This window comes from Neobacillus sp. C211 (genome assembly GCF_051842875.1).
Taxonomy (GTDB): Bacteria; Bacillota; Bacilli; order Bacillales; family Cytobacillaceae; genus Neobacillus.
Map to the genome: position 1 here is coordinate 72,750 of NZ_JBPXRO010000008.1, position 14,329 is coordinate 87,078.

The following is a 14,329-nucleotide window of genomic DNA, read 5'->3' on the forward strand; positions in this document are numbered from 1 at the left end:
TCCGCTCCTTAAGTTTGTCATGTAAAGGAAAGAGCCTGCCTATTTCAGGCTCTTTTCTTGTAAATGCTAATTTTCAAGCTTAGATTCGATCAATGATAAACTCGAATTCCATGTCTTGATTGGCAGGAATGAGGTGTTCATCATGCACCGGTGCACCCCAGCTGTCGTCTCCACCGACGCCCATCTGCTTGCCTGCGACCGTCACAACCGTGTAATGGATATTTGGAAGCTCATATTGATGCTGAGCATTCTCGAGTTCAAAAGCCGTATAAGGAGAAAAATTGCACTCTAATGGTTTAGTCGCAGCTGAAATTTTTATTCCCTGTCCTTCCTTGTTGGTTAGACTAACTCGGCGCACTCCCGTCCGGTTGCCCGATTCTTGCGGCATGACATATCCAGATAAATTCTCAATTACTTGATTTTTAAATATTCCAAGTCTTGCTCCTTGCACTCGGTCTGAGTAATTTTCTTCAGGACCCATCGCATACCATTCCAGTTGGTCATAATCGGCAGGCACCTTGAAGGATACTGCAAAAATCGGCAGCTGCGGGAGATTTTCCGCCCCCTTATAGACCGACTTCACACGAACATTGCCGTTGGCAAGAACGGTATAATTTACTTTCACCACTACTTTTTCACTAATCGATAATTTATAAGTAAAAGCAATGCTCACCTGACCATTAGCTTGTTCGACATCCATCCCAATGCATTTGCGCGCAAGACTGGCTGCATACCAAAGACCCGAATGATAGCCTTGGGAATAGCCGCGGTCATTATCCGTCGTCGCCCGCCAGAATAACGGTGCCGGCGGAAGAGCAATCATTTCTTTCCCAGCGTAGTTAAGTGAAACCAGGCTGCCCGCCTGTTTCGAGAACAAGATGGTGAAGTCAGGGCCGTGGACACCAATATTAACATCGCCAGTGACAACCCATAATTCCCCGTGAGCTGCCATTTGCTCGACAAACGCCTCCGTTCTGAACACATATTGTCCGAACGCGATCTCGTAACCAGCGTCCGCCCAGAGATTACTTTCCTTTAGCTTAAAAGAAGTTTGTATACAATATTCGCCAGAAACGCTGGTGAGTTCTGCAGGCATTTTAAATTCAATGCGCCCTTCACTCTGTGGTGCCACCACAACATCGAGCTGATTCCGATACAACTCTTTACCTTCAAGGTAGAGAGTGTACTCCAAATCATAATCGGACGTATCTACGAAAAGACTTTCATTCTGAATGGTTACCCCCGTACGATCCGGACTTAGTTTGATATTTTGATATAAATACTTTACTTCCTGCATCTTCGGTGACAACTCTCGATTGGCATACACAATCCCATTCGTACAGAAGCCATAATCCGTTGGGCGATCGTCAAAATCACCGCCGTAGGCCAAAAATTCCTTGCCATAACGGTCTTTTTTAATAATTGACTGATCAATATAATCCCAAATAAATCCACCTTGATACATCGGATACTTCCGCTCTAAATCTGTATATTTGTACATACCGCCGAGTGAATTTCCCATGGCGTGCATATATTCACAGCTAATGTATGGCTTTGACGGGTTATCGTTCAAATAATTCTCAATGTCAGCTGGCTTTGCATACATGCGGCTTTCCATATCACTCGTATCATTGTAATCACGGGCATGGAAAACACCTTCATAATGAACCAGGCGACTTGAATCAACTTGCTTAAAATACTTAGAAACATTCAGAATCACTTCACCCGCATAGGATTCATTGCCACAAGACCAAATGAGAATGGATGGGTGATTCTTATCCCGTTCATACATAGATACCGCCCGATCCATAACAATATTCTCCCATTCCGGCTTATTTCCAGGAATGTTCCAAGACGGCTCAACTGCCCCCATCTTCTGCCATGAACCGTGCGTTTCAAGGTTCATTTCATCGATGACATAGACACCGTATTCGTCGCACAACTCGTACCAATAACTCTGATTCGGATAATGGGACGTCCGGACAGCGTTAATGTTGTTCTGTTTCAATGTTTTAATATCCCAAAGCATGTCTTCCTTTGTAATTGCGCGGCCGGTACGGCAATTAAATTCATGGCGATTGACACCCTTGAATACAATCCGTTCACCATTAAGGGTCATGATTTTATCGACAAGTTCAAATCTTCGGAAGCCGACATTCTGCGGAACAACCTCTACCAAATTACCTGACTCGTTATATACCTGAATATAAAACTTATACAAATAAGGATTTTCTGCGCTCCATAGCTTTGGATTATTGATCATCATTAAAACTGTCCAATTTCCGTCAGTGAAATCACCGTTTTGTGCTGCTACTAAGTGCCCCTCGGCATCGTACAATTCAGCAACTATTTTTATTGGAGAAACCACATCAGATAAAAGCTTTAGGTCTGCTTGAAGCGTCCCTTTCGTAAAAGTCGGATCCAGCTCTGCGCGAATACCGGCGTCATAAACATGAATTTCCGGTACTGTGTAGAGGTAAACATCACGGAAAATACCAGAAAAACGCCAGAAATCCTGGTCCTCGAGCCAGCTGCCCGTGCTCCGTTGGTAAACGGCGACGGCAAGCTTATTCTCACCCTCTGTAAGAAATGGGGTAAGCTCAAATTCTGCAGGCGTAAACGAGTCCTCACTATAGCCGACGAACTCCCCGTTTAACCACACATAAAAGGCCGACTCCACACCTTGAAAGGATATATACAGTGGCTTGTTTTCCATTTGAGGGGGAACGGTAAACATCTTCACATAGCTTCCAACCGGATTATGGTCGAGTGGAATTTCTGGCGGACGAATCTCGTTAAGCCCGTCCCATGGGTACATCGTATTCACATATTGTGGTTTTCCGTAGCCCTGAAGCTGGATGTGGCCTGGGACGGTGATGTCCCCCCAGCCCATGCAGTTAAAATCCAGCCGGTGAAAATTCTCCGGACGATTGTCTGGATTAACGCTATAGTTAAATTTCCAGTTACCGTTTAATTCATGGCGCATTGCCATTGGACCTGCAATTTTTGCCTGCTCCAGTGTTTCATAATATCGGTGGTCTGAATGTGCTGGAAGTCGATTAAAGGCAAACACATTTAAGTCGGTAAGCCAATCTATTTTTGGAATGGTTGTCATCACTATCACTCTTCCTATCTACATTTGCAAAATTTTATTATTTAACTGAACCCATCATCCCTGCAACGAAATGCTTTTGCATAATGAAGAAGATAAGTGCTGCCGGCAGGGTGGCAATCACAATCGCTGTCATAATCATTCCAAAGTCGGGTGAGTAGCTTGAACCAAGGTTTGAGATTAACAGCGGAATGGTTTGGTTCTCGGGTGACTGCAACACAACCAGCGGCCATAAATAACTGTTCCAGCTAGCCATGAAAGTAATGATGGCAGCTGCCGCGTAAGTCGTTTTCATTGTTGGTACATAGATTCGAAAGAAACATCCCAATTCAGAGAGACCATCAATTCTTCCCGCTTCAAGAATTTCCTTCGGAAACATCTTGGTGCTTTGTCTAAAGAAAAAGATTAGATAGGCAGTTGTAACCGTCGGTAATATGACCGCTGCCATTGTATCAATACCAATGATCGGTAAGGATTGTGAAATGGCAGCAAACATTCTAAAGAGCGGTACCATTAAAGCCGCAAAAGGAATCATCATAGAAACTAGTAAAATATTAAACACAAAGTCCTTCGACTTACTTTTGTAAATTTCAAATCCATATCCTGCCAAGGAGGCGATAAGCATGGCAAGAATGGTTGTTAAAATCGAAATTTTCGCCGAATTCATTAATGCAGGTATAAGCTCAACTGTATCTAGTAGATTGTGAAGGTTTTCTATAAAATGACTGCCTGGCAGCATCCTTCCTTGCGTCACATCTACAGACTTGTTTGTCGAGCTCACAATCATCCATAGAAACGGAAACATAGAAACAATGGAAGCGATGATAAGAACTGTATAGCTGAATGAGCGTTTAAGGTTATTCATTTTTATCACCTGCCACTTTGAACTGAATGATTGAGAAGATGACGATCATAATGACAATGGCATAAGAGACAGTAGCCGCATATCCAAAGTCAGGGGTATACTTAAATGATAAATTATATATGTACTGAGAAATTGTCATGGTCGCATTTCCCGGTCCACCCTTGGTAATATTCATGACCTCGTCAAATAGCTGAAGCGTTCCAATTGTTGAAGTGATAGATGTAAATAGGATAATCGGCTTCAACATTGGGATCGTAATCTTGAAAAATTGTTGAACTGGCGAAGCCCCATCTATCCTAGCTGCTTCATAGATAGATTCATCGACGTTTTGAAGAGCGGATAAATAGAAGATCATGTTATAACCTGTCCAACGCCAAGTGATAGCCACAATAATGGCAATTTTGGCCCAAAACGGATCGGTGAGCCATTGGATGGGCTCAGAAATTAGTGAAACTTTCATTAACATGATATTGATAATCCCATCTTGACCAAACAAATATTTGAAAATGACGGAATAGGCAACAAGTGAGGTTACGCAGGGTAAGAAGATGGCTGTTCGAAAAAAGCCCTTGAACTTCAACGTTTTATTATTTAGTAAAACGGAAAGAAATAAAGCAAGTAGAATCATAACTGGTACTTGGATGATCAGATAGATCACCGTATTTTTTACCGTTGTAAGGAACGTTGGATCCTTAAATAAACGCGTATAATTATCGATACCTGTAAATGTTAAATTCGCACCTACCCCTGATTGAAATGACAAAATAAGAGCCTGAACCATTGGGTAGAAGTAAAACAAAAAGATCATTACGGCAGCGATAATCACAAAGGACCAGCCAATAACATTATTTTTTAACCGAAGCTTCCGACCTGAATTTGCTTTTGGAAGAGTTTGAGTGTGGTTTTCTTTCGCAGTTATCAATTTTAGTCAACTCCTTACGTTGTAATTTTAAGAAAAAAAGAAAAGAGCCTCAGAAAATCGCCTGACACATCAGATAGCTCCAATTACTGAAGGGTTGAAGCCGGCGAATTCCAAAGGCATAATCTCTTTACAAAGATGTGTTACTTGCTAATTTGTTGTGTTATTTAATTTGTTCTTCAGCTTGCTTTTGAGCATCTTCTAATACTTTATCTAGATCTTTACCCTTAAGGTAGTCCTGCATTCCAACAGCTAAAATATCCTCGATTGCATACGTATGCATACCATAGTTTACTTGAGGAATTTTCTCTGTCCAGGCAGCAAAGTCACTAACGACCTTTTGACCTCCGAAGAAATCGTCCGCAGCCTTATACGCTTCGCCTTCAGCAGCTGGCTTGTAAGTACCGATCGCTCCCATTTCCTTATTCAAAGTCTGATAAAAATCAGCATTAGAACCAAAAGTTTTTGCTAAGAAGTCAGCAGCCTTTTCTTTACCAGGAATGTTAAGCACGTACCAAGAGCTTCCGCCTAGGTTAGAGGCGTTCACGGAGCCTGAAATTCCAGCTTGTTTTGGCATTGGAACAACTGCCCACTTACCTGCTTGTGAGCTTTCCGCTTTGATGGATGGAGTAATCCAGTTACCCGTAGGAACCGTAGCAACTTCGCCACTGTTAAATCCTGCTACAAATTGGCCCCAATCAGAGACAGGTTTCACTAAATCCGCATCTAAAAGCTCTTTATATGTTTGGAATGCTTCCTTTAAAGAAGCGTTGCCTGCTATGTCAGGTGTAACCCCGTCGTTCTTTAAATACCATGAACCGCTTGACTGAACCATCATTCGAATAAGACCAAGGTCTTTTGGATCCTGTGTAAGCATTTGTTTCCCCGTTGCTTCTTTTACCTTTTTACCGATTTCAATGTACTTGTTCCAGTCGATATCTTTTAAATCATCAACCGTGTAGCCCGCTTTTTCCATGTAATCCGTTCTAACGTATAGTCCTGTAACACCCGTATCAAATGGAAGGCCGTAGTTTTTGCCGTCCAAGCTCGTAGGGGCAATTTTATACTGAGCAAAATCATCCGCCTTAAAAGAGCCAGTTAACTCATGGAACATATCTGGATACGCTTTAAGGAAGCTTTGCGCCCGATAATCTTCAATTAAAACAATATTCGGAAGTCCTTTTGTAGTTCCAGAACTTAAGCTCGTATTAAGCTTTTGAATAATGTCATCTTGAGCATGTTCAATAACTTTAATGTTTACATCTGCGTTTTCAGATTTATAAGCTTCTTTTGCTAAATTCATTGCTTTAATGTTAAAATTCGGGTCCCATGCCCATACTGTTACTTCATTTGTATCTTTGCCGCTGTCGGAAGTCTCTTTATTTGATCCCGAAGAACAGGCAGTTAGCATCAATATACTAACTAAAAAGAGTGCTAGTACTTTTTTCATTGATATTCCCCCAACATTCTATTTTTGTAAGCGTTATCTAACTTACAAATACAATGTTATCACCTGTTAGGAAGTAACCGTTAGGACGATATTTTTAATGGTTGGTAATATTTTTATAACATGAACACGCTTCCATTTGATTTATTTGGATTATTTTTAGATTTTATGACTATTTTCACTTAGTTGAAACTGGAAGTGTCATCCGGACCTTTGTCCCTTCACCCAACTCGCTAGAAATTGTCACCCCATACTGTTCCCCGTAAATCAGCTGGATACGCTCATGAACATTCCGCACACCAATCCCAGAAAACATCTGTTGCTTACGCTTTGTAGTCGGGAGTTTATTCTCTGCAGAGACTTCCATTCCATCTCCGTTATCCACGACTTCACAAATCAACGTATTCTCCTCTTTCCAGACAAGTACATTAATATAGCCACCAGTCTTACGATTGAAGCCATGAAAGAATGAATTTTCCATAAAAGGCTGCAGGATAAGCTTTGGTACATGATATTCCAAACAATCTGGCGCGATAAAATAGTTAACATTAATCCGGTTACCGTACCGCTTTTGATTAATAAGGACGTAATTTTTTAAATTATCCACTTCCTGGACAATGGTATTCGTCTCGCTGACATTGCCAATTGTATTCTGAAGCAAGGATATTAAAGCATTAATTGTTGCTTCGGTTTCTTCTTTTCCACCTTGCTGCACCATGAATTTTATTGAAGTTAACGTGTTGTATAAAAAATGAGGATTAATTTGCTGCTGCAGCGCAGCCAATTCCGCATTGCGCTTTTGCTTTTGTGATTCCACAAGCTGTTCAACATACAAGTGAAGCGCATCGAGCATGGAATTAAAGGCATTGCCGATTTTCATGGTTTCATATGTGCCGGTTGCAGTAACATATTGGTGGAATTCATGTTTTGACGCATCTTCTATCTGCTTAACAAGACTCGATAACGAATTTGTCAATCTCCTCGTCGCTAGTAAGACAATGATTAACGCCACAAAGACGATACCCATTGAGATGAGCACGATATCTTTCTTATCAATTAGGTCTCCAACTGCTTTTTGCTTATCAATTATATTAAATAGGTACATGTCAAACGATGGAAGGTATTCCATCGAGATAATCTGATCCTTTCCCATAAAATTATCAATGATATAATGGTCTGAACTCTTTTCAATTTTTCCTACATAGCTAAGCAGGCCTTTTGGTGCTTGCCCTATGAGGTTTGTTTGGTTGCTAGAAACAATAACTCCCTGCTTGTCTACGACAAACACATTATTACCTGGTCCTGTATAGCTTGTGAAGAACTGTCTAAATTGACTTTCATCAAACGCAAAGAACATCGATCCATAAACAGTACCGTTGATCCGTTCCATTAGTACCTTTGATGCCACAATGAACTGGCGATTCGTTCCATCATTTCGCTTGTCCAATTGGTACACCAGTTTCTTTGGTTCCTTAAACGTATTACTAGTAAGTCTGCTAGCCCTTAATTCCTCATCCGTTATTGGCCAGTACGTCCGATCCGTTGCAAAACTGAATCCATTTTTCCCCATGACTAGAATGCTTTCTTCATATGCATCTAAATTAGTTTCAATTCGCTTTAACTGTTGGCCCGCATTAAAATAGGCATTAAGTTTCTCTTTATTGCTATATTGCTCCTTCGTAAGAATTTTTTTAACCGTATTGCTTTGAAGGAGATTGTTAGATGCTAGGACGACCGAATAGTTAAAGGATTCGAAACTTCCCTTTACCTGACTCATTACTTTGGAGTTCGTAATGCTAAACTTTTTAATAAAAAATTGCTCCGACATCCGAATCGTTGTCCATGTAATAGTGATCGAAACTGTGATAATCATCATAACCGTAATGAAAAACATAACGATAAACAATCCGTTATGTTTAAAACGTTCGGGAATAAATCTCATAATTCACCATCTCTTATCTTAGTTTTTGCTTTCTTTTGTATTGGCTTGGAGACAATCCCTTTATTTTCTTAAAAACTTTACAGAAATAACTGTGGTCCGAATAACCGACCATTCCACTAATTTCTGAGATAGATTCCATTCCCTCCATGAGCAGTTTCGTCGCTTCTTCGATCCGCATTCTATTTAGATATTCGATGAATCCTTCCTTATTATGCGTTGAAAAATAGCTTGAAAGATAAGATGGATTAAAATGAAAGTGCTTTGCGACCCCAGTAAGGGTAAGCGGTTCGGCATAATGTTCTCTAATATATTCCATCAGTTTTTTCATATTTATATCTTCGGGCTCACTCTGGACCAAAAATATGCATTTTTCCGCTTCTTCAATAAAGCGATTCATTAGTTCAACCGTGGCCTTCGCCGAAGGTGCTTCATCAATCGACCTAAAATATGAATACTTAGCTTCTTCCAATTCTGTTACGTCAAATTTCATATTACTTAGGAGAATGGTAATGTTAAAAATAATGTTGCCAAAAAAAGCTTTATATTCAAAGACATCCATCGTATAACAAGAAGACATTACCTTTACATGGTCTTGTAGATATTTGAAAGCGGAATCAAAATGTTTTCTCTTTAATTCCTCTGTAAACCAATCCAAATTAAAATTTTCGGGTTTGGGCGGCACTTTTGGAAGATTCTCTTTCATTAAAAACGGTTGATTTGGAAAATAAAAGCGATAATCTAACAATTTTACGAGACTTTCTTTGTAGTTGGTTCCTAGTTTAGAAAGGTCTGAAAACTCATCTGTCAATGCAATACTCATTACTGGTATAGACTCTGCAAGTTGGCTGGCCAATTTAATAAACTCTTTATCATTCTGCTTGTTTATATTAATTAAGTATCCAATGATATTCTCTTCAACGCTTAAGGGCTCGTAAACAACTTGATTTATGATATGTTGTAATGCCTCTTCGATTTTCGCCTTGATACTTGTTTGAAATTCTGCACTATTTCTAGACTGATGATTCCTTAAATCAGCTCCAATTAAACAATAATGGCTGTATGGCAAAGCTTTGGATACTAACTCCGAATCATACTTCACTTCATATCCTGAAATCAGTTTATTGATAATCTGCCCAATTGGGAGATTGCCTGTTAATCTTTGATCCACCTTCTGAAAGGAAGGAATTCTGCTTGCGGCATTTTTCAGCGCCTTTAAGAGACCGTCTGCATTGAGCTTCGGCTTTAAGATATAATCAACAACACCACTTTGGAAGGTGGAGCGAACATAATCGAATTCTCCAAAACTGCTTAAAATAATGATTTCAATGTGAGGATATCTTTCCTTCACAATTCTTGTTAATTCCTCTCCATCCATGATTGGCATCACGATATCTGTAATGATGATATGTGGGGCGGTGGCCTCAATTAATTCCAGTGCTTCTTGACCGTTCGAAGCTTCCCCAACAATCATAAAGCCCTCTTGCTCCCAATTGATATAGTGCTTAATCCCTTGTCTGATTAACATTTCATCGTCTACAATAAGTGTTCGGCATAGTTCCCCGACTGTCAACACGATCCCTCCAGAATATGACCTGCACAATTAGAAATTTCAGTATTTTTATTATACTATAATCATACTGAATTACCTTTTCATAAAATTGTTCCAATTAGTTGCACAACAGCAGAATACAAATAGGGCCCTATCCCAATCATGGGTAGGGCCCTGATGTCCTTCCGTTTCATCCAGAAAGGTACTAGGTCTTTATATATTCGTAAAATTTTACACAGGTCAAAGGGTGTCAGGCACTGCTCGTGGACAAATGTCCACGAGTGGTGCCTGACACCTTTTTATTCTCCATTAAAAATTAAGTTGGATTTTTTGTGCTTCCTCCAGCCCTTCGTGTTTATCATTAAACACGTCACTGGTTAGAATACTAATCCATTCCGTTTTTTTGCTGCCAGCTTGGTCAACGATAAAGCCTAGACTCCCCCGTTTTATTTGATTTCCTTCGATTTCTCCATTTAAATGTTCAAGATACATATCCTGATTCCAGTCCATTTTCTCACCTGTATTCGTTTCAAAAAGGGCGATTGGAGCAAAATTCCGTTTTTCTTTGGATTGATTTTTTATATCCACACTTAATTTAATAAAGTCAAATTCCTCGGCTTCCGTTAACGGATGGAAATAGTCAATTAAACTATAATCAGGTCGGTAGTGAAGTAGTTTCATTTCTTTGATCGTGTACTCGATATCCCCGAGATGATATACCTCATTTATATGTTTTATCGCTTTTAAAGTGGCCTCTCCTTTTTCATCCGTAACAGACTGGCCGGGTTTTTGTAAGGTTGAATCATCCGTTACCTGAGGGCTATTATAATAAGCGTCATGATCATCTTTCGAGATTTTTTTGGTAATTGTGGAAGTATTCTTTGTTTTTGCATCAGTTTTCTCATTAGATGGCTGAATTGAAATAAACGAACAGCCCGTAAGTAGAAAAACAAATAAAATAGTTATCATTGCCTGTTTCACATCAATTCCTCCCATCAAGTAAAACTCCTTTTTAGAAAGATATCCCGCTGCTAAAAAGGCAACGGGATATCATATTTTCCAATCCTAATCTGCTTAATTTTTAAACTTACTTGTCTTCGATGACTGTTTTTCGGCTGCTTTTTTCAAGAATGTCAAAGATGATTTTGGCATTATCCGTATTATCAATTTGACCGGCAAAGCGTTCGCTGGCGGGTCCGAATGCATAGACATTTACATCTTCGCCTGTATGTCCGCCCGTCGTCCATCCAGTGAATGAACGGGTATCAATAATTTGTTCGATCGCATTATCGATATCCACTACTTTCTTCGTACCCGCAGCATCTTTCACAGACTGAATCTCTTTATCTGTTAATGTGAGATTAATATATTTAGACAAAGTTTCTTTCACATCTGCCCCATTAGCAATTTGCTCTGCCATAAAATCAGGCGTACGTTTTGTTGCATTAATTGGTGCACTAAACCAGTTGTACTCCCCGCGGGCACCGATCGAGTAACCGCCAGTTGAATGGTCAGCTGTTGCCACTACTAAGGTATGTCCATCCTTTTTGGCAAACTCAATGGCTGCTTTGAACGCTTTTTCGAAATCTTCCATTTCACTCATTGCGCCTACAATATCATTATCATGACCTGCCCAGTCAATTTGGCTTCCTTCCACCATCAGAAAGAAACCTTTTTTATTTTGATTTAAGCGCTCAATGGCCGAAGTCGTCATATCTGCTAGGGAAGGCATCTCTGCCGTCCGGTCGATCATTTTTGGCATACCCCGTTTCGCAAATAATCCAAGAACCTGGTCATTTTTGTCTTTTTTCAATTCTTGAAGGTTTGAAACATAACTGTATCCGTCTTTTTTGAATTCATCTGTAAGGTTACGGTCTTGACGGACAAATAAATCTGAGCCGCCTCCCAATAGGACGTCTATTTTGTGTTTTCCGTTAACCATTTCATTATAATAATCATCAGCAATGGCATTCATGTTATTACGGTTTACATCATGAGAACCAAACGATGCAGGTGTGGCATGTGTGATTTCTGACGTAGCAACCAGTCCGGTTGATTTCCCCTGCTCTTTCGCTGCTTCAAGGACTGTTTTGACTTCAGATTTGTCATTGTCAACTGCGATGGCGGCATTATAGGTTTTGACCCCCGCAGCCATGGCCGTTGCTGCAGATGCTGAATCCGTTACATTTTGCTTCGCATCCTCTGGATATGTAGTCTGTTGTCCAACTAGAAATTTATCAAACTCAGTTGGCTCCACTCTTTTAGTAGACGGATCGTCTTTTAAATAACGGTAGGCCGACGTATATGAAACACCCATTCCATCTCCGATTAGAAAAATGACATTTTTTATATCTGCATTGTTTTTATCTGCGTTTTCGGATTTAGCGTTTGCGGTTCCTGTTCCAACAAGACTGCAAAAAGCAATGCTTGAAAGGACAGCAACTGGAAGAACCTTTTTTATAAGTTTTTTTTTTAAACAACTCGATTTCCCCCTAAATAAACTTGAATATGTTGTTTTACGATTTTCATTATAGCGGGGGTTTATTAAGCGAATGTAAACAATTGTAAAGACGAATAAATCGGAAGTGCTAATATATAGGCAATTTGTATGAGAGTAAATCACTTTTAAACAAAAAAATCTACATTTTCCATTAGGTTGTCAGATCAACTCCTCCTTAAAAAGACCTATTTTTCTTTATATTTTCTTAATAAAAATTGAACATTGGAATAAGTGTAGACTCACCAGATAAAAAAAACTGATTCGACGATGCGAATCAGTTTCTTTCCTAGTTATTAATCATCATTTTTATCATACCCTCGACAAGAATCGGAACTTCTTCAAATGCACTTTTCATATGAAGACGCTCCGTTCGTTTGTGGGCGTCTTTTCCGAGTGGGCCAACATTTAAGACAGGAGCTTGGAGTTCTTTCATCGCATCGAATGGGATGATGTAACCGCTGCCCCATACCGGGGTATTTGATTTGAAGACGGTCCATCCTTCCCCATCGTCCTGATAATTAACATAGCTTAAGTCGCTAATTCCATTAAAATAGTGAACTTGCTGAACAGGCAAATTAAATTTTGCGAGACCTTGCTCTTTCACATATTCTACACATTGTGTAATGAGTTCATCATTTGATGAATTTACCGCTGGATAATAAGGTGGAGCAAATAGCAAAACAATCGCCGGTGCAAGTTCCTGGCACTGAATCATTAGAGTATCTGCAATACGGAGGGATTTTTCACGGTCATCCCATTCTGAATTTGCATGAATAGCTGCCTTGATTGCTTCGACAAAATCTGTTCCAAATTTATTAATCGCATGCGTAAGTAAAGATTCATAACGTAAGACATGCACTTCACCAACTGGGTCTACATACTGCTCTTTGCAGACTTCCATATAGGCCCGGTTGCAGGTACTAGCCGCGTTAACAGCTACTTTTTCAAAGATATCCATAATTTCTTCCGCATTCCGCTCCATTAAAAACACATTATACAAGGCTGCTGCACGGTATGGTGTTTGAGCGGAGTATTCAAGTTTTAAATCCTTTTGTTGAAGTGTGACCGGAAGAGGGGTTGTTTCACCCCTCACCGTTTCTTGAAGGCTCAAATTCCATTCCATCTTCTGCGTCAAAAACGATGCAATATATGGTGCTGTGATTCCACTGAGAGGTTCACCAACATGTGTCTCTTTCCCGTAAAAAAGTGCCGATGGCATAATTTTACCGATGGAACCTGAATACACATAATAATTTTCGTCACCCGGCTCTTGTGAAAATACGGGTTCTCCGTTCAAGAAAAGCTTATAGGTGAGATCATACTTTTCCTTTAGTTCTAATAATTTCGGTACAGCTGCACACATACCCGCCGAATTTACTTCCTCATCTGGCACGGTTAACAAGAGAAGATTTATCGGCCATTGTTCGACAGTTGCTTTTTCGATTAATCCCATATGCATCACAAGTCCCATTTTCATATCCATCGTGCCTCTGCCGAATAAATATTCTCCAGATTTCAGATCCTGCACCACATCTTCCGGTAACCAATCCAATCTTTCATGGAGCAAGTTGGTTAGCTTTTCTGGCTGATAAGCAAAATCCTCTAGATCTCCATATTCCTCCGTATTCACTGTATCAAAATGACTAATGAGAACGATGGTTTCTTTTGCATTTGAATGTTTATATAAAGCAGTTAAAAACCGCCTGCCCTGATCGGCATCGTGAAGAAGCAAATGAGTAGGATTTTCCTGAAAATAGCCCAACCCTCGTAGTTTTGCCTCTACCTTTGAAGGAAAATTACGTTCACCCTCTGTTAATGTCATGCTTCTCCAGCTCACCACTTCGCACAAAAGCTCACGAAGTGCCTCTGGTCTCCCCCAATTTAGCTGATTCATTACCCGATTACTCCTTTAATTAATTACAAAATGGTGAATCACAACCGTCCACCTAAGATGGACAAATGCAGCCAACTGTCCACGAGTGGTGCCTGACACCC

Annotated in this window: 9 protein-coding genes; all 9 read right to left on the reverse strand. The window is 40.1% G+C overall.

Annotated elements, in window-relative coordinates:
- Positions 1-79: 79 nt before the first annotated feature.
- Positions 80-3,115, reverse strand: coding sequence for a glycoside hydrolase family 2 TIM barrel-domain containing protein (locus ACSU6B_RS09720; RefSeq protein WP_410884903.1), 3,036 nt, complete (start codon positions 3,113-3,115; stop codon positions 80-82).
- 37 nt (positions 3,116-3,152) lie between these two features.
- Positions 3,153-3,977 (reverse strand): carbohydrate ABC transporter permease, encoded by an 825-nt coding sequence (locus ACSU6B_RS09725; protein WP_410884741.1) that lies wholly within the window; start codon positions 3,975-3,977, stop codon positions 3,153-3,155.
- Positions 3,970-4,818 carry a carbohydrate ABC transporter permease gene (locus tag ACSU6B_RS09730; RefSeq protein ID WP_374102967.1) on the reverse strand — a complete coding sequence of 283 codons (849 nt, stop codon included), beginning with the start codon at positions 4,816-4,818 and terminating at the stop codon, positions 3,970-3,972. The genes ACSU6B_RS09725 and ACSU6B_RS09730 overlap by 8 nt, the downstream gene beginning before the upstream one ends.
- A gap of 241 nt (positions 4,819-5,059) precedes the next feature.
- On the reverse strand, positions 5,060-6,346 hold the full coding sequence (locus tag ACSU6B_RS09735) for an ABC transporter substrate-binding protein (RefSeq protein WP_410884743.1): 1,287 nt from the start codon (positions 6,344-6,346) through the stop codon (positions 5,060-5,062).
- A gap of 175 nt (positions 6,347-6,521) precedes the next feature.
- Complete coding sequence (locus ACSU6B_RS09740; protein WP_410884745.1) at positions 6,522-8,285, reverse strand: sensor histidine kinase; 1,764 nt, start codon at positions 8,283-8,285, stop codon at positions 6,522-6,524.
- 13 nt (positions 8,286-8,298) lie between these two features.
- Entirely contained in the window at positions 8,299-9,858 is a 1,560-nt protein-coding gene (locus tag ACSU6B_RS09745; RefSeq protein WP_410884747.1) for a response regulator transcription factor, read from the reverse strand.
- A 285-nt stretch (positions 9,859-10,143) separates the two neighbouring features.
- On the reverse strand, positions 10,144-10,815 hold the full coding sequence (locus ACSU6B_RS09750; RefSeq protein ID WP_410884906.1) for a hypothetical protein: 672 nt from the start codon (positions 10,813-10,815) through the stop codon (positions 10,144-10,146).
- A gap of 106 nt (positions 10,816-10,921) precedes the next feature.
- Complete coding sequence (locus ACSU6B_RS09755) at positions 10,922-12,295, reverse strand: alkaline phosphatase (protein ID WP_410884908.1); 1,374 nt, start codon at positions 12,293-12,295, stop codon at positions 10,922-10,924.
- Between the two features lie 325 nt (positions 12,296-12,620).
- Positions 12,621-14,228 carry a M20/M25/M40 family metallo-hydrolase gene (locus tag ACSU6B_RS09760; RefSeq protein WP_410884749.1) on the reverse strand — a complete coding sequence of 536 codons (1,608 nt, stop codon included), beginning with the start codon at positions 14,226-14,228 and terminating at the stop codon, positions 12,621-12,623.
- Positions 14,229-14,329: the final 101 nt, after the last annotated feature.